General features: G+C 58.1%; 23 protein-coding genes. 15 read left to right on the top strand and 8 right to left on the bottom strand.

The annotated features are described in order from the left end of the window. Window positions 1-2: 2 nt before the first annotated feature. The 3 genes from ABNH18_RS16440 to trhA all read right to left on the bottom strand — a co-directional run bounded on the left by ABNH18_RS16440 (window position 3) and on the right by trhA (window position 1,525). Window positions 3-443, bottom strand: a complete 441-nt coding sequence (locus ABNH18_RS16440) for a YeeE/YedE family protein (protein ID WP_349383874.1) — start codon at window positions 441-443, stop codon at window positions 3-5. Beyond that, window positions 433-750, bottom strand: a complete 318-nt coding sequence (locus ABNH18_RS16435) for a metalloregulator ArsR/SmtB family transcription factor (RefSeq protein WP_349383873.1) — start codon at window positions 748-750, stop codon at window positions 433-435. The genes ABNH18_RS16440 and ABNH18_RS16435 overlap by 11 nt, the downstream gene beginning before the upstream one ends. A 100-nt stretch (window positions 751-850) precedes the next feature. Next, the gene (trhA, locus tag ABNH18_RS16430) at window positions 851-1,525 is read right to left on the bottom strand and encodes a PAQR family membrane homeostasis protein TrhA (RefSeq protein WP_349383872.1); all 675 of its coding nucleotides are present in this window, start codon (window positions 1,523-1,525) and stop codon (window positions 851-853) included. Window positions 1,526-1,871: 346 nt separating this feature from the next. Here trhA and ABNH18_RS16425 point away from each other — a divergent pair, with 346 nt between their 5' ends. The 12 genes from ABNH18_RS16425 (at window position 1,872) to ABNH18_RS16370 (ending at window position 15,131) form a co-directional block, all read left to right on the top strand. Next, window positions 1,872-2,318, top strand: coding sequence for a Dps family protein (locus ABNH18_RS16425; RefSeq protein ID WP_349383871.1), 447 nt, complete (start codon window positions 1,872-1,874; stop codon window positions 2,316-2,318). Between the two features lie 284 nt (window positions 2,319-2,602). Beyond that, window positions 2,603-3,664, top strand: a complete 1,062-nt coding sequence (locus tag ABNH18_RS16420) for an efflux RND transporter periplasmic adaptor subunit (RefSeq protein ID WP_349383870.1) — start codon at window positions 2,603-2,605, stop codon at window positions 3,662-3,664. Then, window positions 3,665-6,733, top strand: a complete 3,069-nt coding sequence (locus ABNH18_RS16415; protein ID WP_349383869.1) for an efflux RND transporter permease subunit — start codon at window positions 3,665-3,667, stop codon at window positions 6,731-6,733. 158 nt (window positions 6,734-6,891) lie between these two features. Further along, window positions 6,892-7,869 (top strand): calcium/sodium antiporter, encoded by a 978-nt coding sequence (locus ABNH18_RS16410; protein WP_349383868.1) that lies wholly within the window; start codon window positions 6,892-6,894, stop codon window positions 7,867-7,869. Window positions 7,870-7,924: 55 nt separating this feature from the next. Next, window positions 7,925-9,040 (top strand): AI-2E family transporter, encoded by a 1,116-nt coding sequence (locus ABNH18_RS16405; protein WP_349383867.1) that lies wholly within the window; start codon window positions 7,925-7,927, stop codon window positions 9,038-9,040. Between the two features lie 2 nt (window positions 9,041-9,042). After that, complete coding sequence (locus ABNH18_RS16400; protein ID WP_349383866.1) at window positions 9,043-9,798, top strand: hypothetical protein; 756 nt, start codon at window positions 9,043-9,045, stop codon at window positions 9,796-9,798. Window positions 9,799-9,913: 115 nt separating this feature from the next. Continuing rightward, window positions 9,914-10,666, top strand: a complete 753-nt coding sequence (locus tag ABNH18_RS16395; protein ID WP_349383865.1) for a hypothetical protein — start codon at window positions 9,914-9,916, stop codon at window positions 10,664-10,666. A 252-nt stretch (window positions 10,667-10,918) separates the two neighbouring features. Then, window positions 10,919-11,203: a pyrimidine/purine nucleoside phosphorylase gene (gene ppnP / locus ABNH18_RS16390; protein ID WP_349383864.1), complete on the top strand. Its 285-nt coding sequence runs from the start codon at window positions 10,919-10,921 to the stop codon at window positions 11,201-11,203. Between the two features lie 65 nt (window positions 11,204-11,268). Beyond that, entirely contained in the window at window positions 11,269-12,171 is a 903-nt protein-coding gene (locus tag ABNH18_RS16385; protein ID WP_349383863.1) for an alpha/beta fold hydrolase, read from the top strand. Between the two features lie 125 nt (window positions 12,172-12,296). Further along, window positions 12,297-13,376, top strand: a complete 1,080-nt coding sequence (locus tag ABNH18_RS16380) for a patatin-like phospholipase family protein (RefSeq protein ID WP_349383862.1) — start codon at window positions 12,297-12,299, stop codon at window positions 13,374-13,376. 106 nt (window positions 13,377-13,482) lie between these two features. Continuing rightward, complete coding sequence (locus ABNH18_RS16375) at window positions 13,483-13,773, top strand: YrhK family protein (RefSeq protein WP_349383861.1); 291 nt, start codon at window positions 13,483-13,485, stop codon at window positions 13,771-13,773. A 77-nt stretch (window positions 13,774-13,850) separates the two neighbouring features. Then, window positions 13,851-15,131: an MATE family efflux transporter gene (locus ABNH18_RS16370; RefSeq protein ID WP_349383940.1), complete on the top strand. Its 1,281-nt coding sequence runs from the start codon at window positions 13,851-13,853 to the stop codon at window positions 15,129-15,131. Window positions 15,132-15,217: 86 nt separating this feature from the next. Here ABNH18_RS16370 and ABNH18_RS16365 read toward each other — a convergent pair whose 3' ends face one another. Continuing rightward, entirely contained in the window at window positions 15,218-16,138 is a 921-nt protein-coding gene (locus tag ABNH18_RS16365) for a sterol desaturase family protein (protein WP_349383860.1), read from the bottom strand. A gap of 143 nt (window positions 16,139-16,281) precedes the next feature. On the opposite strand from ABNH18_RS16365, the gene ABNH18_RS16360 reads away from it, so the two are divergent. Continuing rightward, the gene (locus tag ABNH18_RS16360; RefSeq protein WP_349383859.1) at window positions 16,282-17,304 is read left to right on the top strand and encodes a helix-turn-helix domain-containing protein; all 1,023 of its coding nucleotides are present in this window, start codon (window positions 16,282-16,284) and stop codon (window positions 17,302-17,304) included. A gap of 283 nt (window positions 17,305-17,587) precedes the next feature. Next, window positions 17,588-18,568 carry an NAD(P)H-dependent flavin oxidoreductase gene (locus ABNH18_RS16355; RefSeq protein WP_349383858.1) on the top strand — a complete coding sequence of 327 codons (981 nt, stop codon included), beginning with the start codon at window positions 17,588-17,590 and terminating at the stop codon, window positions 18,566-18,568. Window positions 18,569-18,651: 83 nt separating this feature from the next. On the opposite strand, the gene fghA is transcribed toward ABNH18_RS16355, so the two are convergent. Together fghA and ABNH18_RS16345 are read right to left on the bottom strand one after the other, a co-directional pair. Then, window positions 18,652-19,494 carry an S-formylglutathione hydrolase gene (fghA, locus tag ABNH18_RS16350; RefSeq protein WP_349383857.1) on the bottom strand — a complete coding sequence of 281 codons (843 nt, stop codon included), beginning with the start codon at window positions 19,492-19,494 and terminating at the stop codon, window positions 18,652-18,654. A 215-nt stretch (window positions 19,495-19,709) separates the two neighbouring features. After that, window positions 19,710-20,819, bottom strand: a complete 1,110-nt coding sequence (locus ABNH18_RS16345; RefSeq protein ID WP_349383856.1) for an S-(hydroxymethyl)glutathione dehydrogenase/class III alcohol dehydrogenase — start codon at window positions 20,817-20,819, stop codon at window positions 19,710-19,712. 101 nt (window positions 20,820-20,920) lie between these two features. Here ABNH18_RS16345 and ABNH18_RS16340 point away from each other — a divergent pair, with 101 nt between their 5' ends. Further along, the gene (locus ABNH18_RS16340; RefSeq protein WP_349383855.1) at window positions 20,921-21,793 is read left to right on the top strand and encodes a LysR substrate-binding domain-containing protein; all 873 of its coding nucleotides are present in this window, start codon (window positions 20,921-20,923) and stop codon (window positions 21,791-21,793) included. 378 nt (window positions 21,794-22,171) lie between these two features. Here the strand turns inward: ABNH18_RS16340 and ABNH18_RS16335 are convergent, their stop codons facing one another. After that, entirely contained in the window at window positions 22,172-23,326 is a 1,155-nt protein-coding gene (locus tag ABNH18_RS16335) for a hypothetical protein (protein ID WP_349383854.1), read from the bottom strand. 18 nt (window positions 23,327-23,344) lie between these two features. Then, window positions 23,345-23,563: a hypothetical protein gene (locus ABNH18_RS16330; protein ID WP_349383853.1), complete on the bottom strand. Its 219-nt coding sequence runs from the start codon at window positions 23,561-23,563 to the stop codon at window positions 23,345-23,347. Between the last annotated feature and the right edge of the window lie 87 nt (window positions 23,564-23,650).

Genomic DNA, 23,650 nt, shown 5'->3' with positions numbered 1-23,650 from the left:
TTTCACAGGATGCCTCCCATTGTGTGGCGAGCCACGAATACGGTAACAAAGCCACTGGTCATAAAAGCCGCGGTGGCTACCAGTGAGCGCGGGGACAGGCGCGATACGCCGCAGACACCGTGCCCGCTGGTGCAGCCTGAGCCGTAGCGGGTGCTGACGCCAACCAATAAGCCGGCGATGATCAGCAGTGGCCAGTCCGCGTCGATGATTAGCGGTGGCAGATTGGTGACCAGGGCCCAGAGAAGTGGGGCGGCCACCAGGCCCAGCACAAACGCCACTCGCCAACGGTGGTCTCCTTGGCTTGGGCGCAGTAGTCCACCCAGAATGCCGCTGATGCCCGCAATCCGGCCGTTAGCGTGGAGCAGCAACAAGGCGGACAGGCCAATTAAGGCGCCGCCGACCAGCGAGCTCCAAGGGGTAAAGGCGTTCCAGTCAATGGTCATCGGTGTCCTCACAGAATCGTTGGTACAGCACGTCCAGAACGGCCAAGGCGTCCGGGTTGGCGACCTGGTAGAACATTTGCTTGCCTTCTCGGCGGCTACTAACCAAACCTTCGCGCCGTAAAATGCCCAGCTGTTGGGATAGTGAGGGTTGGTAAACGCCAACTAACGGCTCCAGTTCGCTGACGCTGCGCTCGCCTTCGGCGAGGCGACATAGCAACATCAGTCGGTCCGGGTGGGACAGAGCTTTGAGTAACTGGCTGGCTTTGGCGGCATTGTCGCGCAGGGCATCGGGGTCGATAGTGGACATGGTGCGTGGATCCAACAATATATATTTAAGTAAAAAGTATATTTATGTTGGCACAATCACAAGCGTTTTTTTGAATTATGTTCACTTTGTGTGATTGGGTTTAGCTGATTGGCGAGGTAAACGGCAACACCCCGTAATAAACCGCGAAGAAATGGCAGATGCTGCCGCCCATAACGAACAGGTGCCAGATGGCGTGGTTGAAAGGGATAAAGCGGTCGGCCAGATAAAAAATGACGCCCACTGTATAGGTAATGCCTCCGGCCAGAATCAGCCAGAACCCGGTGTCGTTGAGTTTGCTGGTCAGATCGTTAGAGGCCACCAGGATTAGCCAGCCCATGGCCAGGTAAATGCCCACGCGCATGAGTTTGAAGCGGTGTCCGTAGAAGGCTTTCAGGGCGATGCCAGTGAGTGCCAGCGCCCAAATAACGGCAAACAGAATCCAGCCAGTCTGGCCACGCAGGTTGACCAGCAGAAAGGGGGTGTAGGTGCCTGCGATCAAGCCGTAAATCGCGCAGTGGTCCAGCATTTTGAAAGCCGCGCGCCATTTCGGGTTGCGCAGGCTGTGATAGAGCGCGCTGGCGCTGTAAAGGAGAATCAGGCTGGCGCCGAAAATGCTGAAACTGACGATTTTCCAAGGGTCGCCCAGCAGGCTGGCGGCCACCACCAGAATCACCGTGCCGGCAATGCTCATGGCGGCACCGATGCCGTGGGTCAGGCCATTCAGCCACTCTTCCAGAATCGAATAGGGAGGTTCCGGGTTGGGTGCTACGGCCATTGGCACATCTTCTTGCGAACAATAAGTGAGCCTGCATGATGCCGAGCCGCTGGCCTGACTGTAAAGCGCCAAATCGGACAGATGTGCCCATTGATTTTGCCTATGCGTGGCATAACGGGAATGCGCCGGCAAACCGGGAACGGTTGGCGATGGCGGGCATCTAACTCTTTGTGCATGGCAACAGGATGCTGGCGATGACCGGCTGTGTCGTCTGCCACCATTGAAATACGCATACAGTGCCCAAAGGTGTGGTATAGGCCCGACACAACGGGCGTGCTTCCTTGGTAATTCACAAGGACGAGATTGCACAAGCACTCTGCAGGAATACGGGAAAAGGAGACACTCCATGATTGAACACAACAAGCAGGTCGCGGAAGAACTGAGCAAGTTACTGGCCGAGAGTTACACCCTCTATCTCAAGACCCACAAGTACCACTGGAATGTAACTGGCCCCATGTTTCATAGCTTGCACCTGCTGTTCGAACAGCAATACATCGAGTTGGCAGAAGCGGTGGACACCATTGCCGAGCGCATTCGTGCCTTGGGCTGGAAGGCGCCGGGCAGCTATGCCGAGTTTGCCAAGTTGTCCACGGTCGAGGATGCCACGGGCGATCCGGATGCGTCCGGGATGATCCAGGAGCTGGCCGCAGACCACCGCACCGTAGCGGAGCGTGCCAATCGGGTCTTGAAACTCGCGGGCGAGCATGAAGATGAAGGCTCTGGCGCGGTGGCCAGTGCCCGCATCGAGATTCATGAAAAATCCGCTTGGATGCTGTCTGCGCATTTGGGCTGATAGCGCTCCGGCGCGTGTATTTCCCAATGATCGCTACCCGGGCCGACGTTAGTCGGCCCTTTTTATGGAGCATTGCCGCGTAGGAATCTCTCTTCTCCCTGTTCGTCCCCCCCCCCTTCTGGCCTGAGCCCTTTGCGGCTCACTTATCGCGCAGAATAGCGCCTGCGGTTCCATCGTCTGATAAGGTCAAAACTTCGCTGCGGGTGAAAAAGCTTCACCTGATACGCGGGTACCTGTGCGACAATTGGTACTAACAAGTACCGTTTTAGATCGGGGAGAGCACGATGCAACGTTTTTGGGTAGTCCTGGGCCTGGCCCTGGTCCTGTGGGGCTGCGGTGATGAGCCGCAGACGGATGCTCCCATGCCGCAACCGGTGAAGCTGCAAACGGTGAACGGTGGCGATGGTACGTTGCGTCACTACCCGGGCAAGGTGGTTGCTACGGAAGGCTCGGAACTGGCGTTTCGGGTGTCCGGGCAGCTGGAACGCTTGCCGGTGCGTGCTGGCGAGCAGGTCAAGAAGGGGCAGGTGCTGGCGGCCTTGGATCCGTCCGATTTCAGAAATCAGCTAGCGGATCGCCAGGCCCAGTATGACTTGGCCGAAAGCCAGTATCAGCGTGGTATCAGCCTGCGTGATCGTGGGGTTATCTCCGAAGCCCAGTTCGATGAAATCGATGCCAAGCGGCGCCAGTCGCAAGCGGCTCTGAGCCTGGCCCGGGATAATGTGAAATACACCCGCCTGAAAGCGCCCTACGGTGGCACCGTGGCCCGCACCGAGGTGGAAAACTACCAGTTCGTTCAGGCCAAGCAGCCGATTCTTTACCTGCAGGGCGACAAGAACATTGATGTTGAATTTGCCGTGTCCGAGCGTTTCTTCACCAACCTGCGTAAGGACGGCGAAGACTACCAGCCGGAAATCCGTTTTGAGGGTGCGCCGGGCACGACCTTCAAGGCCAGCTACAAAGAACATGAAGCCAGCGCCGATGACCGCACCCAGACCTACATCATTACCCTGACCATGCCCAACCCCGAGGGCATCATGGTGTTGCCGGGGATGAGTGTGGATGTGGCCATCGACCTCAGCCAGATTATGCGCAAGACCACGCGCACCCCGGAGGTGCCGGCGGCGGCGGTCTTCAACCCTGATGGCAAGAATAGTGCCCATGTTTGGCTGTACCAGGACGACGAAACCGTCACTGCCGTGCCGGTGACGTTGGGTGAAGTGGTCGGCGGTGGCGTGCAGGTCACCGAAGGGCTGGAGCCTGGAGATCGCATTGTGGTTGCCGGCGTGCACCGCTTGGAAGACGGGCAAACCGTTCGTGAACTGATTAAGGAACGGGGTCTGTAAATGAACATCGCCGAGTACAGCATTCGCCACAAGGTGGTGAGCTGGTTGTTTACGCTGATCCTGTTGATCGGTGGGGTGGTCAGTTTTTCCCGGCTGGGTCAGCTGGAAGACCCGGAGTTCACCCTCAAGACGGCCATGGTGATCACAAACTATGCCGGCGCTTCGCCCAGGCAGGTGGAAGAGGAAGTGACCCTGCCGGTGGAAAAGGCGATCCAGAGCCTGCCGTACGTGAAATTCGTCAAATCCATTTCCAGTAATGGCCTGTCGCAGATACAGGTGGAAATGAAACCTGCATACAGGGCCAGCCAGCTCAAGCAAATTTGGGATGAGCTACGCCACAAGATGACGGACCTGCAGAGCCAGCTACCCCCCGGCGCCGGCACGATTCAGGTGATTGACGACTTTGGTGATGTGTACGGCATTCTGCTGGCGGTGACCGGCGAGGGTTATTCCTACCAGGATATGAAAGATTACGCCGACTACCTGACCCGCGAGCTGGTGCTGGTGGACGGTGTCGGCAAGGTCACCATTGGTGGCCAGCGGCAGGAGCAAGTGCTGGTCGAGCTGTCCCGCAGCCGGCTGGCGTCTCTTGGGATCAGTCCGGATCGCATTTTCGGTTTGTTGCAGACCCAGAATACGGTGAACCCGGCGGGCAAGGTGCGGGTAGGGAATGAATACATTCGTATTTATCCCACCGGTGAGTTTCCTTCCGTGCAGAGCATGGGAGATTTATTAATTTCCGATCCCGGCGCCAGCGAACTGGTGTACCTGCGGGATGTGGCGTCCATCGAGCGCGGCTATGCGGAGGTGCCCAGTCACCTGTACCGCTTTAACGGTGGTCCGGCGCTAACCATGGGAATTTCTTTTTCCTCCGGGGTGAATGTGGTGGACGTGGGGGCACGGGTGGATGAGCACCTGGCCGAACTGGAATACCAGCGCCCGGTGGGCATGGAATTGGCCACGATCTACAACCAGCCCGAAGAAGTGGATAACTCGGTGAGCGCGTTCATGCTCAATCTCGGTGAAGCGGTGGCTATCGTGATCGCCGTGCTGCTGGTCTTCATGGGCGTGCGTTCAGGGATTCTGATGGGCGGGGTGTTGCTGCTCACCATCCTTGGCACATTTATCGCCATGAAAATGCTGGCTATCGATTTACAGCGAATTTCCCTTGGTGCGTTGATTATTGCCCTGGGGATGTTGGTGGATAACGCCATTGTGGTCACTGAAGGAATTTTGGTGGGCATGAAGCGGGGCTTGTCCAAACTGGAGGCAGCCAAGCAGATTGTCCGGCAGACGGTTTGGCCGCTATTGGGCGCAACAGTGATCGCCATTATGGCGTTTGCGCCGATTGGTCTTTCCGATGATGCCACCGGGGAATACACCAATACGCTGTTCTGGGTGCTGTTGATCTCACTGATGCTCAGCTGGATCACCGCCATCACGCTGGTGCCGTTTTTTGCCGATCTGTTCTTTAGCGAAAAAGATGTGGGCGGTGATGACGGGGCCGGGGAAGACCCGTATAGCGGTAAGGTGTTTGTGCTCTACCGACGCCTGCTGGATAAAGCCATTCATCATCGGGTGCTGACCTTGAGCGGCATGGGGGTTCTGCTGGTGGTGGCGGTGTTGGGCTTCGGCTTCGTCAAACAGGCGTTCTTCCCGCCTTCCAACACGCCCATGTTCTTGGTGGATTACTGGTTGCCGCAGGGCAGCGACATCCGCGCCACCCAGGAAGCGGTTGCCCGGCTGGAGCAAGAGCTGCTGGAGCTGGACAGCGTGGAGCAGGTCACCAGCACCATCGGCCAGGGCGCGCAACGATTCATGCTTCCCTACACGCCGGAGCAGAGTTACCCAAGCTATGCCCAGCTGATCGTGCAGGTGTCGGATCGGGAACAGATTAACCCGACGCTGGCGATCGCCCGTGACTTGATTCGTGATCAGCATCTGCAGGCGTTTGCGAAAGTGAAACGCCTGCAGATCGGCCCCAGTCCGCCCGCATCCATCGAGGCGCGCTTCAGTGGCCCGGACCCGAAAGAGCTGAGGGCACTGGGACTGAAAGCCCAGGCTATTATGCGTGACGACGGCGGCCTGGAAAGCATCCGGCATGACTGGCGACAGCAGGAAAAAGTGATTCGTCCGCAGTTTCAGGAAGCTCAGGCACGGCGGGCCGGGATTACCCGTGAAGACCTGGATAACACCCTGGCACTGAATTTTAGTGGCCGCAATGTGGGTCTGTACCGCGACGGCAGCAAGCTGCTGCCGATTGTGGCGCGGCCGCCGGACAATGAGCGTCTGAGTGCAGATAACCTGAACGATGTGCAGGTCTGGTCACCGGCCTATGCCACCTACATTCCCATCAGCCAGGTGGTATCGGACTTCAAGACCGAATGGGAAAATGCGTTGATCATGCGTCGCGATCGCAAGCGTATGCTCACCGTGCAGGCTGAACCAGATGTGCTGGGTGAGGAAACGGCGGATCAGGTGTTGCGGCGCATTCGCCCGGCCATCGAAGCGCTGGAGCTGCCGGTGGGCTATTCCCTGGAATGGGGTGGTGAATACGAGGCCGCCCAAGAGGCCCAGGCCGCGGTGTTTGGCAGCCTGCCCATGGGTTATCTGTTCATGTTTATTATCACGATTCTGTTGTTCGACGCGCTGCGTTCGCCGCTGGTGATCTGGGCGACCGTGCCGCTGGCGATCATCGGTGTAACTTTTGGGTTGTTGGTACTCAACTCACCCTTCGGTTTCATGGCCCTGCTGGGCTTCTTGAGTCTGTCTGGCATGTTGGTGAAAAACGGCATCGTGCTGGTGGAGCAGATCAAGCTGGACCGGGAAACCATGGCGCCGTTTGATGCGGTGGTATCGGCCTCCATCTCCCGGGTGCGGCCGGTGTGCATGGCGGCGGTGACTACTATTCTCGGCATGATTCCGCTGTTATTCGATGCCTTCTTCGAGTCCATGGCAGTGGTGATCATGTTTGGCCTGGGCTTTGCCACCGTGCTCACGCTAGTGGTGGTGCCGGTGCTGTATACCCTGGCCTACGGCATCAAGCCGGGTGCCGATCAGCATGTGTGAATGATGCAACACGCCCCACGCAACATGCCCTACGCGGTGTGTTGCATGGGGCGTGATGCTTGTTGCGTCTGCGTAGGTGCCTCCTCCCTCCCTCTCTGCCACAATGTGCCCGCCTGAGATTATTGACGATCTCCAACTGATGACCCCAAGGAGTGCCGATGTTACTGGCCATTGCCGCCGTGATTGGCGGGCTGATACTGCTGGTATGGAGTGCGGACAAGTTTGTTGAAGGGGCGGCGGGTACCGCCGCTCACGCCGGTATGCCGCCGTTGCTGATCGGCATGCTGATTGTCGGCTTTGGTACTTCGGCACCGGAAATGGTGGTGTCGGCGTTGGCGGCTCTGGAAGGCAATCCCTCGCTGGCGCTGGGTAATGCCTACGGCTCCAACATTTCCAATATCGCCCTGATTCTTGGGGTGGTGGCGGTGATGAGCCCGATTCTGGTGAACTCCGCGATTCTCAAGAAAGAGCTGCCCATTCTGGTCCTGGTGACGCTGCTGTCTGGCTATCAGCTCCTCGATGGGGAGATCTCCCGGCTGGATTCCTGGGTGCTGCTTGCGGTGCTGGCTGTGCTAATGGGCTGGTCGATCTTTGCCGCCATGACGGGCAAGGGAGAAGTGCTGGCCGGGGACGTTGAAACCGAGATGGCGGATCATCCGCTGCCCCTGAAAACGTCCCTGTTCTGGCTGGTAGTGGGGTTGATTCTGTTGGTGGTCAGTTCGCGAGCGCTGGTGTGGGGGGCGGTATTCATTGCTCAGTCGCTGGGTGTTAGCGACCTGATCATTGGCCTGACCATCGTGGCGATTGGCACTTCCCTGCCAGAGCTGGCCTCCAGCATTGCCGCGGTGCGCAAGGGCGAGCACGATATCGCCTTTGGTAACGTGCTAGGCTCGAATTTGTTCAACACCCTGGCGGTGGTCGGTATTGCGGGCGCCATCAAACCCATGTCGGTGGAAGCGGTGGTGTTGCAGCGTGACTGGTCTCTGATGATGGGGCTGACGCTGGTGTTGTTCGTCATGGGCTTTGGCTTGTGGGGTCGCAAAGGACAGATCAACCGAGCAAACGGCATCGGGTTGTTGGTGGTCTATGTGGCCTATATGGCGTATCTGGGTTCTACCATGCTGACCGCGGGCTGATTGACGCCTGTGCGTCGACGAACATTCCAATAACGAGACTCTGGGAAGCGGCAGGATGCGGGACACGGGATTGTCGGAAAAACTGGAACAGCGCGCCTTCCTGTTCGCGTTGGTGGCGGTCAGCGCGGTCTTTGCCCTGCTGATTCAGCCTTTCTTCGCGCCTATTTTCTGGGCCTGTGCCATCAGCGTTATTTTCTACCCGTTCCATAAAAAACTGCTGTCCCGGTGGCCGCAAAGGCGAAACCTTGTGGCGCTGTTTACGCTGCTGCTGTGTGTGGTGCTGGTGGTGATCCCGGTGCTGGCGGTGGCTACATCGTTCGTAACGGAAGGCGTGGGCCTGTTCCAGAAAGTGCAAAGCGGTGAAATTGATCTGGCCAGTTATGTGGACAAGATCAAGCACGCCTTCCCGGGGCTGCAGTCCCTGGCAGAGCGTTTTGATGTGGACTTGGAGAAAATCAAGGAACAGGCGGTCAAAGCCTTCACCGGTGCGGGGCAGTTCCTCGCCAAGCGGGCGTTGGCGGTAGGGCAAAACACCTTCCAGTTTTTCCTCAACCTGGGCTTGATGTTGTACTTGGCGTTTTTCCTGATCCGTGACGGTGACTCCATGGTGGCCATGCTGATCCGCGCCCTGCCATTGGGCGATGAGCGTGAAAAGTTGCTGTTTGCCAAGTTCGCGGAAGTCACCCGAGCCACCATCAAGGGTAACCTGCTGGTAGCGATTACCCAGGGCGCGCTGGGTGGTTTGATCTTCTGGTGGCTGGGCATCCCGGGGGCCTTGCTGTGGGGCGTGGTGATGGCAGTGCTATCGCTGATCCCGGCGGTGGGCGCGGGTTTGATCTGGTTTCCCGTGGCGCTGTACCTCTACGCCGTTGGCGACATGACCGAAGCCACTATTCTGATTCTGTTCGGGGTGTTCGTTATCGGCTTGGTGGACAATATTTTGCGCCCGATTCTGGTGGGCCGCGATACCAAGCTGCCGGATTATGTGGTGCTGTTTTCCACCCTGGGCGGGTTGGCTATGTTCGGGATCACCGGGTTTGCGGTAGGGCCACTGTTGGCTGCCCTTTTTGTGGCGTTCTGGGGTATCTTTATTCGTGAATTTAACGAGGAAGATGTGCCTGCGTTACCGGCTGAAAGCAAGCCGGGTGAGGCATCTTCCGGGAGTGAGTAACAATGATTTTTCTGCGATTGGTGTTGGCGGCGTCTGTGGCCGGGTTGTCCGCTTTTGGCTGTGACGAAGATGAAGACGGCGGTATTTTCTCCTCCTCCGACAGCGCCCAACTGTACTTCCATAACCAGCTTACCCAAGTGGGCGGGGGCAGCGAAGACGATGTGACCGTGGACCTGTTCGTGGATGATCAGAACACGGCGCTGGAAAGTGGCGTGGCTTACACCACGCGGGGCAGCGTGGGTGCCAACAGCCTGGAGCTGGACGACGACAGTGAGTCCATAGCGTTTGATGCCCGCGGCATCAGTTCCGGTAGCACCTTGGTCAGTGGTCCGATCAACCGCACGCTCACCGGGGGCAATCGCTACTCAGTGGTGCTGATGGGAGATACCACCCTGGATAACCGTCAGTTGAAGACATTCAGCCACCAGAAGATGGATGTGGGCAGCGGTCAAATTCGGGTGCGCTTTATCAATACGCTGTCGCGTCTGTCCGGGGACGAGCTGAGTATCACCGCAAGCGGTGGTGCACCTGGTGGCCAGGCGCTGGTCAGCGGCCTTGAATATGCCGATGGCAGCAGCTATGTGTCCCTGAGCGCTGGCGGCAGTCTGGCGGTGACCATCAATAACGAGACCCAGGGCGTGATCATCGATGATGTGAATTGCAGCGTCAGCAGCGGCCGCAGCTATGATGCGATCATCGCCTACACGGAATTCGATAGCGATGATGATCAGATTTCCCTGTACTGCCAGCCGTTTTAGTCACTGAACGGCGGGCACGTCTCACTACGAAAAACCTCTGAACTGCCAACCAATACCAAAAGCAGGGCGTCGGTATGATTACGATGCCCTTTTTGCGTTTGTTGCGGGAGAAGTTATGAAAATGATCGGCATGCTGGCGATGGCCAGCGCAGTAGTGCTGGCCGGCTGTGGCGGTGATGACGATGACGTGGAGGATCTGTTACGTGAACCCGCAGAAATTTATTTCCATAACCAAATCACAGATACGGGCGCAGGAGATGCCTCCACGACCACGGTAGACTTGGTGGCGAGCGGTGATGTGTTGTTTAACCAGCGGCCCTACTCCACAGACGAGCAAGATGGACTGCGTTTCAAGCTGAATGCGGATGCTGAGACGGTCACTTTTCGAGTAAACAGCAACCACGCGACGGAACTGGTTAAAGATACGGCATTGAGCCTTTCTGCGGGCGCCGCATATACGTTGGTGGCGATGGGGCAAGTGTCAGGGGTCGCTGGCTCCTCGCAGGAGCCGATGTTGAAACTGTATCCCCAAAGTCGCCCTTCCGTGGCCGCTGGGACAGTAAAAGTACGCCTGATCAATGCCTTGTCAGAGCGGGAAGATCAGCCCATTACGGTTAATACCAATGAAGTAACGCCGGTGAACCTGGCCACTAATCTTGCGTATGGCGATGTGAGCGCTTTCACCCAAGTAACGCCTGAGACTGCCGGGAAGTTGATGGTCACGGTTGACCAAACAGGAAACCCTACGGGTAACGTGGAATGCGACACAATCACCGCAGGCAAGAGTTACGATGTAATTGTTGCCATGTCTGGTTTTGGTGATGCAGTGGCCATGGATGTTTTCTGTCAGCAGGTGGATGGCTCCTGAATCAAAAATTGCTGGTCTTCGTAGGTCGGCTTAGGGCGTAGCCGTAAGCCGACAACCCATCTTGCTATTTACCTCATCGCTGAATGTCGGATTATGCCTTTCAGGCTAATTCGACCTAGGCTGGTGACGGCAGAGACCGGTCTTCGCCGATTTCCGTCCTGCATAACCGAGTGAGCCGTAGCGCGGAATAAGCAGCGATTTGCTCCAGCTTTTGGCATACTCGCGCCTCCATGAATTAGCGGAGTCTCTTGTATGTTCAAGGTCAACGAATACTTCGATGCCAAGGTGGCATCCATTGCCTTTCAAACCGAATCCAAGCCGGCCACCATCGGTGTGATGGCGCCGGGGGATTACGAATTCGGCACCAGTGAACACGAGACCATGACCGTGACCAGCGGTGCCCTGACCGTGAAGTTGCCGGGCAGTGCCGACTGGCAGACATTTGCTGCCGGCGAGACCTTCGAGATTGAGGCTAACCAGAAATTTCAGGTAAAAGTGGCCATCGATACGGCCTACCTTTGCCTGTACGGCGAGTAACCCGGTACGGCCCATAAAAAATAAGAGCGCCTGCGAAAAAACGGGTGCCAACACAGGGGAGCCTGATGCCGTTATTTCCAGCCAGGGATGGCGCCACGTTGCGTGTGCGGTTGTTGGGCCGTGGCCAGCCGGTGCTGATGCTGCACGGGCTGGGCATGCAGGGGCGTGACTGGCTGCCCTTTGTGTTTCCCTTTCTGCGTCGCTTTCAGTTTGTGATTCCTGATCTACGCGGTGCGGGTGGCTCGTCGGTGGCCCGTTTCAACCAGGCGGACGTGTTTCACAATCACATGCAGGACATGGAAGATCTGGTACACCATTTCGGCTTGCGGGATTTTCAATTGGTGGGCTACTCGTTGGGCGCTACCACCAGCCTGCACTGGCATGCCCATGGGGATTTCACCCCGGTGAAGCGCTACCTGCATGTGGACCAATCGCCGTGCACTGATAACAAGGCTGACTGGTCCCATGGCTTGTTCGGGGAGCGGCAGGGGCATTTCTACGCGCAGTTGCGCGAGTTGCTGGCACTGTTGGACGCTGCGCCGGACCAGGGTCGCATTGTCAGCCTGGCACCAGGGTTGCGCGCCGCGATCTTGCTGCGGCTCACGGATATCCTTGGGCAAATTGCCGGCCGCCGGGGGCTGCACTCGGCCTTCAGTGCCACGGCCCGCTGGTCGTCACTGTGGGCGCGGGTTTTGCCGGTGGCTGAATTGGCGGATATCCGTGCTTACCTGAATGCCTATTTGTTTGGTGCCCATGACTATCGGCCCTCTGCGGCCAATTTTTCCGTGCCGGCCACCGTGATTACCGGTGCCCGCTCTCCGCTGTATCCCGCACAGGGGCAGGCCGAATTCGCCCGGCTGATCGGGGCCCGACATGTGGTCTTGCCGAAGGCGGGGCATGTGCCGTTGATGAGCCAGCCATTAGCCTTTACCCGTGCACTGGGTGATTTTCTGGCCGGCAGGGAGTGATTTTGCGTGTCGCGTGCGGCGTGGTGCGTGCTGCTTCTCTTCTCTGATAGTGGAATGATATTTCGTTCTTGCCCCATTTCTCGCTAGCATAGCGGGCCTTTCTGGAGCGGATTCGGAGACATCGGGTGGTCGCCATTCATACCTCAGCCCCGGCGCTGACCTTGCGCGCGGGCAGCGATGCCATTGCGCATTTACGTGAGCATGGCCTGCGGGCCGCAGACGTGGACATCGTTCCTGGTGCAGCCGGGGGGCCCAAAGCACTGGGGATCAACGGCCTGGATCAAGCCGTGTTCGGGGATTTTCTGCCGTCGGCGCCGCGCCCGCGCACCTTGATTGGCGCCTCCATCGGTAGCTGGCGCTTTGCCGCCATCACCATGGGTAACCCCCGCGATGGCTTGGCCCGCTTGGCCGATCTTTACACCCAGCAGCGTTTCCCCAAGGGCATTACCGCCAAGGAAGTCAGCCTTCGCTGCGCGCAGATGTTGTCGGAACTGCTGCAAGATCGTGACCAGCATATTCTGCATAACCCGGATTATCGGTTAGTGATTGTGGTGATTCGCAGCCGGGGGCTGATGGCCCGGCGTGGCGGTTTCGGTTTGGGACTCGGTTTGGCGGGGCTGATCGGTACGAATTTGGTCAGTCGCCGTGCCACGGGGTTGTTTATGGAGCGTGGTCTTGTCTATCAGAAAGGGGCAGATTTGCCGCTGGGGCCGCTCAATGATTTCACCACCCACCATATCGACCTGCAGGCGGATAACGTGCGTGCGGCCCTGCTGGCCAGCGCGGCTATCCCCATGGTGCTGGACGGGGTGACAGATTTATCCGGTGCCCCGGAAGGCGTTTATCGTGATGGCGGCATGCTCGATTATCACCTGGACCTGCCGTACCAGAGTGAGGGCATCGTGCTATACCCGCACTTTACCGACCGGGTGATTCCCGGCTGGTTCGATAAGCCACTGCGCTGGCGCAACGGTGACCCACAGCGATTGCGTCGCCTGTTGATGGTATCCCCCTCCCGGGAGTATTTGGCCAGCTTGCCCCACGGCAAGCTGCCTGACCGTACCGATTTCAAACATTATCTTGGCGATGATGCCGGTCGCGAGGCGTACTGGCGCAAGGCTATCGCCGAAAGCCAGCGACTCGGCGATGAGTTTCTGGAGTTGGTGGAAACCGGCAAACTGGTGGGCCGGGTGCAGCCCCTGTAACGGCGGTCATGCCCCGGTGTTATCTCCCCGGGCAATGACGGACAGCCCCCGGTGGCCGTGTTAGTCTCGCGTTCCCATTTACTCCCATTCAAAAACAGGGAACACGATGAGACCGATAACACCTTCCTCCCCTGATTCCACAAGCTGGGCGATCACTCGGGCCCTGATCCATCAGTATCAGTGGTTTCATGTCACTCTCGGGCTGATCGGCAACGGTACTTTTGTGGTGGGTAGCGTGTTCTTCCTTTGGGAAAGCTGGCAGCGAGCGGGGACCTGGCTGTTTATCATCGGCTCGGTGGGCATGCTGATTGGCAGCATCGGCAGTGCCATTGTCACTTATGAGCGTAGCAAGGGGCGCGACCCCGGCGATGTGGACAACGAACAGGAAGCAAAGTGACAGATTCTCCGGCTTCGAATACGGCGTCACTCCCGACCCTGACTCTCGTCCGCCAGCTATGGCAGCAAGCCTGGCCCATGGCGTTGGGAATCATGTCTTTGCTGGGTTTTTATCTGGTCGACAGCATCTTTGTGGCCCGGCTGGGTACAGCACCACTGGCGGCCCAGTCGTTCACCTTTCCGTTGGCGTTTCTGGTCATTGGTGTGCAGGTCGGCATCGGCATCGCCATTGCCGCGCTGATATCCCGGGCTATCGGTGCCGGCCAGCAGGAGCAGGCCAACCGGCTGGGGGCGCTGGTGCTGGTGGGGGGTGGTGTGCTGCAGGGCGTGCTGGTGTTGGTGTTGTGGCTGATTCAGGAGCCGGCGTTTGCGTTGCTGGGGGCCAGTGAAGAAATCCGCGCCATGATCCGTCCCTTTTGGGCCTTGCAGGTGCCTGCCATGTGGGTCGGTGGGGTGGTGTACTTTGGCTACAGCCTGTTTCGTGCTCACGGCAACACGCGCTTCCCGGGCATGATGATGGTGCTCACCAGCCTGCTGAATCTGCTGTTCGACCCGATCCTGATTTTTGGTATTGGCGGCTGGCAGGGCTTCGGCTTGCCCGGTGCGGCGCTGGCGACCCTGTTGGCGTTTTCCCTGGGCGGGGTCATTGTGGCTCTATCATTGCGGGGCAAGGGCTGGGTGCAGCGCACCGGCATGCTGGTGCAGATGCGTGCTTCCGCCTGGCCGTTTGCGCAGATCGCTGGCCCGGCCATGATCAGCCAGCTAATGCCGCCGCTGGCGGCCATGGTGGCCACGGCACTGGTGGCCCGCTCCGGTGACCAGGCGGTGGCGGCTTGGGGCATGGCTAGCCGTCTGGAGAGTTTTTCCATCGTTCTGGTGCTGGGTATGACCATGGCTCTGCCGCCTTGGCTGGGGCGATGTTACGGCGGCAATGACTGGGCCACCGTGCGGCGGCTGATGCAGGTGGCGGCAGGCATGGTGGTTGCCTGGCAGGTGCTGCTGGGGCTGGTCATGGCGTTGCTGGCGGCACCGCTGGCCAATTTGCTGGTGGACACTCCGGCGGTGCAGGCCTACCTGACCGTGCTGATTCGCTGGATGCCGCCCAGTTATGGTTTTCTGGGTGTCTGCATGCTGGTGGTCTCTGCCAGTAATGCACTGGGCTGGCCCATGCGTGCCATGCTGATTTCCTTCCTGCGTTTGTTCCTGTGCTACCTGCCCTTGTTGTGGCTCGGCTTTGAGCTGGGCGGCTTCGGCGGCTTCGCTCTGGGCGCGGCATTTGGCAATGTACTGGCCGGGGTGATGGCGTGGGGTTTTTATCAGAAGGCGTTGGCGGGGCGTCAGTTGAAAGTTGAAAGTTGAAAGTGCAAACGCGAGCAAGGTGAGTGCCAACCGGTCATCTTGCTGCCGTGTTGCCCCGCGCTTTTCAATTTTAAACTTTGAACTCGCTACTGTTCCCTCTCCCATTCCGGCGGTTTCCACAGGTGTTTCAGGCGCTGCGTTAGCGGGCCTTTCTGGCGCATGGCCCGGAACATGTCCACGTATTCATGGCACCAGTTCACTATCAGGCTATTGCTGTACACCGGGCGGGTGATGCCGTATTCCACCGGCTGATCGTCTTTTTCTTCCACAAAGGTGCCAAACAGGCGGTCCCAGATAATGAAAACACCCGCGTAGTTCTGGTCGATGTATTCCGGGTTTCGGCCGTGGTGTACCCGGTGGTGGCTGGGTGTATTGAAGACGTACTCGATAGCCGGGTGCAGCTTGCCTACCAGGGTGGTGTGAATGAGGTACTGGTACACCAGCGACAGCGCGTAGCACACCCCGATCCATACCGGGTTAAACCCCAGAAACGCCAGCGGTACATAGAACAGCCAGCCACCGTTGAAAATATTGGTGGCGTTCTGACGCATGGCGGTGGAGAAATTCATCCGCTCGGAGGAGTGGTGTGTTACATGGGCGGCCCAGAACCAACGCACCCGGTGGGAGGTGCGGTGGAAGCCGTAGTAGCAAAAATCCACCAGGAACCACAGAGCGATGGCGGTGAACACGTTTAGGTCCACGTCCAGCAACCGGTGCTGGTAGGCGAAGGCATAGAGGGGGAACGCGATCAGCCCGGCGAACAGCAATTCGGTGGTTTGGTAGCCCGCCCCCAGCATGAAATTGAGCCAGGATTCGCGGCCATCCACCAACTGCTTGTTGTGGCGGATCTTGCGGTACTCCCACAGGAACAAACCAATAAAGAGTGGTGTTGCCACCACAAAAATCAGCTGTCGGGCATCCAGTGCCAGCCAGTCGGGCAGGGCTTTCCACAGTGGCACCAAGCCGCTGTTCTGCCAAACAGTGTTGAACCAGTCCATCAGTGCCATGGGAGCCTCGGGGCTGTTATGGGGGAAGGTGTAAAAGACGCTGAAAGCAGTGTGCGCCAAGCGGGTGTTTCTGTATTGACGATCCGTGCCTTATTTTTGACAATTGATGCCAGCAGGATAAACGTCACCGACAAGGAGACACCATGGCCGCTGCCATGCGCGTGACCGGTGCTTGGGTGCAGTTGCTAACTGACTGGCTCGACCGGGAAAACTTGCCCGCCCCCGCATTGCGCACTGTGTTGGACAGCCGCTCGCCGGCGGATGTGGTGCCTTTGGCCCTGTGGCGGGATTTATTGCAGCAGGCGGTTGCCCTGCGCCCTGAGCGGTTGGTGCCGGGGCTGGAGATTGGTGCGATGATCCAGCCCCGCCACGTGGGCATGCTGGGGTACCTGATTCTCACCTGCCGTACCCTGGGCGAAGCCATGTTGGCCTACCAGCGCTACGAAGCGTTGTTTTATGGCCAGGACATGGTGGAAGTGGTGGGCGAGGGCGATCACATGCTGGTGCGCTGGCCGGGACAGGATTCCACTGGTGAGCTGGCGGACAGTGTGGCCATTGCCGCCTTGATCAGCTTCCTGAGGCGGCAGGTGGACTCCCCCCCTGCGCCCGCTCGGGTGGACTTTGCTTTTGCCGCACCGCCAGAACCGTCGCGGGTTGCGTTCGAGGCTTTTTTTGGCTGTGCGGTACAGTTTGCCCAGCCGTATACGTGTGTGGTTTTTCCGCTGCATTTTCTGGGCATTGCCTTGCCGCACAGTGACCCAAGCATGCGCAGTTTGCTGGACCGGCAAGCCCAGGCCATGCTGCTGGCCCTGCCGGGCTCCGACAGCTTTGACCGGGCGTTGCAGCAAGCCATGGTGCGGCTGTTGCCGGAGGCCACCGTTACCTTGCCGCGCCTGGCGGAGGAGCTGCACATGTCGGTGCGCACCCTGCAGCGGCGCCTCGCTGAGCGCCAATTAACCTGGCGAGAACTGCTGGATCGTACCCGTGAGCAATTGGCTCGCCACTATCTGGCTGACCTGTCACTGACCCTAGGGGATATTGCTTTGCTGTTGGGGTTTTCCGAGCACAGCGCCTTCAGCCGCGCCTATCGCCGTTGGACCGGCAACACCCCGGCACGGGCCAGAAAACAGACCGCACTGGCATACAAAACAGATAATGCTGTGTAGCGTGGTCCCTGTGACAGGGAAACGCGGGGCTGCATTGCAGCCGGCGAATTCTGTGCTTATCAGGCCATCTGCACGGGGCGTGCTATCCGGACTGACCCCGGCCGTGAGAATTCCTGTCATTGCTGACACGCCCTGTGGCGTGATTAATTTCCCCATCGCGCTCCGTGGACGCCCCGGACATACTGCATTAACGTTCGCCATCAAGGCGCATACGGCAATGCTAGTGAGCTGGCGCCGCGTCTGGAGACAGGCACCATGCAGGTACAATGAGAGAGGAACACCGATGAAAACGCGTATTACCGAATTGCTTGGTATTGAGTACCCGATCGTTCAGGGCGGTATGCAGAACGTGGGTTATGCAGAGTTGGCTGCCGCCGTTTCCAATGCTGGCGGCTTGGGCATTATCACTGCCTTGACGCAGCCAACCCCGGAAGATCTGGACAAGGAGATCAAGCGCTGCAAGGAAATGACTGACAAGCCGTTCGGTGTAAACCTCACCATTCTGCCGACCATCAAGCCGGTGCCCTACGATGAATACGCCCGGGTGATTTGTGAGAACGGTGTCACCGTGGTGGAAACGGCCGGCCGTAACCCGGAACCGCACATGCCCCTGTTCAAGGAATACGGGGTGAAGGTGGTGCATAAATGTACCTCTGTGCGGCATGCCCTCAAGTCAGAAAAAGTGGGTGTGGACGCGGTCTCCGTGGACGGTTTCGAGTGTGCCGGCCACCCGGGAGAAGACGATATCCCCAATCTGGTTCTGTTGCCCGCAGCTGCCCGTGTTCTGAAAATTCCCATGCTTGCTTCCGGTGGTATTGGAACCGGTGCACAGATGGCGGCGTGTCTGGCGCTGGGTGCCGACGGCATCAACATGGGTACCCGTTTCCTGGCTTCCAAGGAAGCGCCGGTGCACGAAAACATGAAGCGAGCCATTGCCGAAGCCTCCGAGCTGGATACCGCTTTGATCTTCCGCCCACTGAAAAACACCGCCCGTGTTTACAAGAACCGGGTGGCCACCAAAGTTAATGAAATCGAACGCGAAAAAGGTCAGGACATGAAGTTCGACTATATCGTGGACCTGGTGGCTGGCGTCAAAGGCAAGGCCGCGCTCACCTCCGGTGAAATCGATGGCGGCATCTGGACGTCGGGCATGGTGCAGGGGCTGATCGATAGCTACCCCAGCTGTGCGGAGATTATCGATGACATCATTAGCGAATGTACCGGCACCATCAATCAACGCTTGGCCGGTTTCATGAACAGCTAGGGAATGCTCAAGGTATTGACCTTGAGTCGATAAAAAAAGCCAGAGTGATGCTCTGGCTTTTTTGTTTCCTTCCCGTGGCTTCCTTACTGGCTCAAGTGGTGAAAATGATACTTGAGGTGATCATCGATAAAGCTGGCGATAAAGAAATAGGAATGGTCGTAACCGGGCTGCATGCGCAGGGTGATCGGCACGCCGGCTTCTTCGCAGGCAGCGCTTAGTGCTTCCGGGCGTAGCTGACCATCGGTATAGAAATTATCCGCATCCCCCTGGTCGACCATCAGAGGTAACGCACTTCCCTTTTCCTTCAGCAGCTCGCAGCTATCCCAGGCTTTCCAGTTTTCCTTGTTGTCGCCCAGATAACCGGCCAGTGCTTTTTCTCCCCAGGGGCATTGCATCGGATTGCTGATCGGGGCGAAGGCGGAGACTGAGGTGTAACGGCCCGGATTTTTCAGGGCGCAGATCAGGGCACCGTGCCCACCCATGGAATGGCCGCTGATGGCCTGCTTGCCGTTGAGGGGAAAATGCTCCTGTACCAGCGCCGGTAATTCTTCCGTCACATAGTCGTACATGCGGTAGTGCTGGCTCCAGGGTGACTGGGTGGCATTCACATAGAAGCCGGCGCCGGAACCGAAGTCGTAGCTTTCATGTTCACCGGGCAGGTCGGTGCCACGGGGGCTGGTATCCGGGCAGACAATCGCCAGTCCCAGTTCCGCGGCGGTTTTGTGAGCGCCGGCTTTCTGCATGAAGTTTTCATCTGTGCAGGTCAGCCCGGACAGCCACCACAGTAGCGGAACATTATTGCTCTCCGCTGCTGGAGGCAGGTAGATCGCAAAGATCATTTCGCAGTTGAGTATCTGGCTACGATGTTTATAGCGTTTCAGCCAGCCACCAAAGGATTTGGTGGCGGACACTAATTCGATATCCATGGAGCTATCCTTTTACAAAGCTGCTGTGGGAGCTTGCCTGCAAGGGATCCGAGCCAAGGCGAGGTCATCAGTGTCGAGTGTCGAGTGTCGAGAAGCGAGTTTCGAAGATAAAAATCCGGCTCTCGCCGTGTGTTGCCTTTCGCAACTCGAAACTCGTTACTCGCCTTACCCTTTACAACAACGATTGGCCAACAGGCTGGCTCCCACAGCCAAGATCAGAACAAGATGACGGACCGAATGCTTTTGCCCTCGTGCAGCAAATCAAAGGCGGTATTGATGTCTTCCAACCCCATGGTGTGGGTAACGAATTCATCAATCTTGATTTCGCCTTTCATGTAGCGATCCACGTAGCCGGGCAATTCCGTGCGGCCTTTCACGCCGCCAAACGCAGAGCCTTTCCAGACTCGACCGGTGACCAGCTGGAACGGTCGGGTGGAGATTTCTTCGCCGGCACCGGCAACACCAATAACAATGGATTCACCCCAGCCTTTGTGACAGCACTCCAGCGCAGAGCGCATCACGTTGACGTTACCGATGCACTCGAAGGAATAATCCACGCCACCGTCGGTGAGTTCGACAATGACTTCCTGAATGGAATCGTTGTAATCCTTCGGGTTGATAAAGTCGGTGGCGCCAAACTGGCGTGCCAGGGTTTCCTTGGTCGGGTTGGTGTCGATGGCAATGATGCGTTCTGCCTTGGCCATCACCGCGCCTTGTATTACTGACAGACCGATGCCGCCGAGCCCGAACACCGCCACGGTGGATCCAGCTTCTACCTTGGCGGTATTGAGTACCGCACCAATGCCGGTAGTGACACCGCAACCGAGCAGGCAGATTTTGTCCAGTGGGGCTTCCTTGCTCACCTTGGCCAGGGAAATTTCTGGTACCACGGTGTACTCGGAGAAGGTGCTGGTGCCCATGTAGTGGTGCAGCAGTTTGCCGTTCAAGGAGAAGCGGCTGGTGCTATCCGGCATCAGGCCCTTGCCCTGGGTGGCGCGTACCGCTTGGCATAGGTTGGTTTTGCCGCTGAGGCAGAATTTGCACTGGCGACATTCGGCGGTGTAGAGCGGAATCACATGGTCGCCGGGTTTCAGGCTGGTGACGCCTTCGCCCACTTCCTGGACGATGCCGGCGCCCTCATGGCCGAAGATGGAGGGGAACAGGCCTTCCGGATCTTTCCCGGACAGGGTGTAGGCATCGGTGTGGCAGACACCGGTGGCGACGATCTGCACCAGCACTTCACCGGCCTTGGGGCCAGCCACATCGACTTCTTCGATAACCAACGGTTTGCCTGCTTCCCAGGCCACGGCGGCGCGCGATTTCATACCCTGTCTCCAAATAAGGATTAAACGAGCATTGAGTCTACTGGGTATGTAATAGGGAAATAAGGCACAATTCGGCAATAGATTATTGCTCAGGAGCAACAATGCAGCATTGGGATCGGATTGAGGCCTTTGTGGAAGTGGTGCGTGGCGGTTCATTTGCACGGGCCGCCCGGCATTTGGGCGTGTCCAGCTCCCATGTCAGTCGGCTGGTGGCGCGGCTGGAAACCCAGCTGGGGACGCAGCTTTTGTATCGTACGACCCGGCGGTTAACTCTCACCGATGCGGGCACGGTCTACTTCGAGCATTGCTGCCAGCTTTTTGATGGTTTTCAGGAGGCGCTGAATGCGATCAGTGATTTCCAGCAACAGCCTACCGGGGTGTTGCGGCTGACCTGTGCCACCACCTTTGGGGAGCGTTTTATCGCGCCGTTGGTGAATGACTTTCTGGCGTTGCACCCGCAGTTATCCGTGCAGCTGGATTTCACCAACCGGCGGGTGGACATCGTAGATGAAGGTTTCGATGTGGCTATTCGCACCGGTGCCTTACCGGATTCATCCCTGATTGCCCGCAAGCTCTGTCCGCGGCAGGAATATGTGGTGGGCTCGCCGGACTATTTTGCCCGCCATGCTCGCCCGCATACGCTGGGGGAGTTGAGTGGCCATAACTGCCTGCAGGGCTCGTCGGAGCAGTGGACTTTTGATGTGGAGGGTCAGCATCGTCACAGCAAGGTGCAGGGAAACTGGAAAGGTAATTCCGGGGCGGCTTTGTTGGATGCGGCCCGCAAGGGCATCGGGTTGGCGCAATTGCCGGATTATTATGTGAAAGAAGATCTGACTCGAGGGCAGTTGGTGTCGGTGCTGGATCAGTATGCCTGCACTCACACAGCGGTCTGGGTGGTCTATCCCCGCCACCGACATCTGTCACCCAAGGTGCGCCAGTTCGTGGATTTTTTGGTGGAGCATATGGCGGGTTGAGCGGTGAGTTAAAAGTTCAAAGTGTAAAGCTGAAACTCGATCTGTTTACGTAGCCAGCCTATAAAGCTTGGCGCCGAGATTGGGGAACAGAATCGCGAGCAGGAGCGATCAGTTTCGCACGCCCTTACTCGCGCTTTTCAACTTTACACTTTGAACTCTTAACTGGAATGGAATGAATATGTACGCAGGAAGTTGTTTTGCGGCGGGGTTGTTGAATGAGCCGTTGGTGACTCGGCCGGCGTTTCGCTGTTACGTGGATTCAGCCTGTAGCTGGTGGACCATCAATGATAATTTGCCCCGGTATCCGGCAAGTCGCTTGTGATCGTCGTCGGGGCCGGGTGCGGGGTAACCGCAACCCGGCCTCGCAGCTAACGTCTCTCAGCCCAACTGGGCTTGCAGTGAGGCGATTTCCTGGGCATCGCTGTTGCGCGCAACGAATGCCTGCCAGCTATCCGTGGCGTGGCTTTTTAGTGCCTTGGCAACGCGCGACTCTTCTCCTTCCGGCAAGTGCCCGAACAGACCCAGCAGGTTGCTGTCGTGGGCCTGGGTCAGTGCCTGGTCCAGCGTCTGGGGTTGGCGTTCGGTGAGCACGTCCAGTGCCGGGGTCAGGTGAGCATGGTCGAGTAGCGGCAGCAGCGGCAGCAATTCATCCCAGCTGCTTTCTTCAGCCACAGTGGTGATCAGGCTTTCCATGATGTGCTCTTCGCGCAGCTTGGCCACATTGACCACGGCCTGCTGATGGGTATTGTCCATGGCATTCACTGCTTGCAGCAGGTTGGTCCACAGCTGCTGGTCACTGGCGACTTCAATGATACGGCTCAGTACCGTTTCGCCCTGTTCGGCCACCAGGTTGCCCATCTGGCCGCGGAGCTGGGTGTTCAGGTGGCCATTCAATGACAGTACGGCGGGCCACAGCTCATGGTCCGTGGCGGCTTTCAGGGTGGCCCGTTGCTGGGTCTCGCTGAGTAGCCCAAGCAGGGTGTCGAGTTTGCTTTTGTCTTCCAGATACAGCGCGATTTTCACCATGGCTTCACCGTCATTAACAGTGCTGGTGACGGCCTTCAGGGCAGATGGCTGAATCACGGCGACAAAGCGGGCCAGGGTGATGTGCTCATTCATGGCCAGTAGCGCTTTGGCAACGGTGGCGACAATCTTGTCTGGCATGGCGGCCAGCAAGGGGCGGGAGTAGGTCGGCTCCAAATGGATGCACAGCTTGGCAAGAAAATCGTCGGGCAGCTTGTCAGCCAGTTTGATGGCACGCTCGGCGGGCAGTTCAGAGGCAATGCCCGCGGCCAGCACAGAGCCAAGCACGGTGGTCGCCAGTTTGGCGCTGGCACCGGTGGGCACCAGCTTGCTGATACCGGCCAGACGCTGGTAGCTGTCCTGGTGCTGTTCATAGAAAAAACTGGAAACGCTGTTACGGAACGCGGCCAGGGCATTCAGGTTCTGGCCGTCCAAAAAGGCCATGTCGGCTTCATCGGTTTCCAGCAGACGGCTCAGCTTGAGTAGCTCGGCCTGGGTTTCAATATGCATGATCTGTCTCCTGCGGACTTAACCGAACAACATTTTTTTGACCGGACGGCGGAAAGGCCCGGGCACCACGTTCAAGGCATTACTCATGGCCTTTTCCACGCGGGCGTCTTTGGTTTGGAGTGCGGCGAGCAGGGTGTCCGCCAGTTTGCTGGCCTGGTCAGCGGGCAGGGACTCGATAAAGGCCAGTGCATCGGCGGGCAAGCCCTTGTTTTTCAAGGTACTAATGGAATCAGACATGGTTCCTCCTTCAATTCAGGCGCTACTATGCCAGCAATACAGAAGGAAGACTGTTGCCGAAAAGCCGTCTTCGGGCGGCGCTTGAGA

The organism is Alcanivorax sp. (genome assembly GCF_040118815.1).
Lineage (GTDB): Bacteria > Pseudomonadota > Gammaproteobacteria > Pseudomonadales > Alcanivoracaceae > Alcanivorax.
Note: the sequence above shows the minus strand (reverse complement) of the source record. Positions and strands in the feature narration are given on the sequence as shown.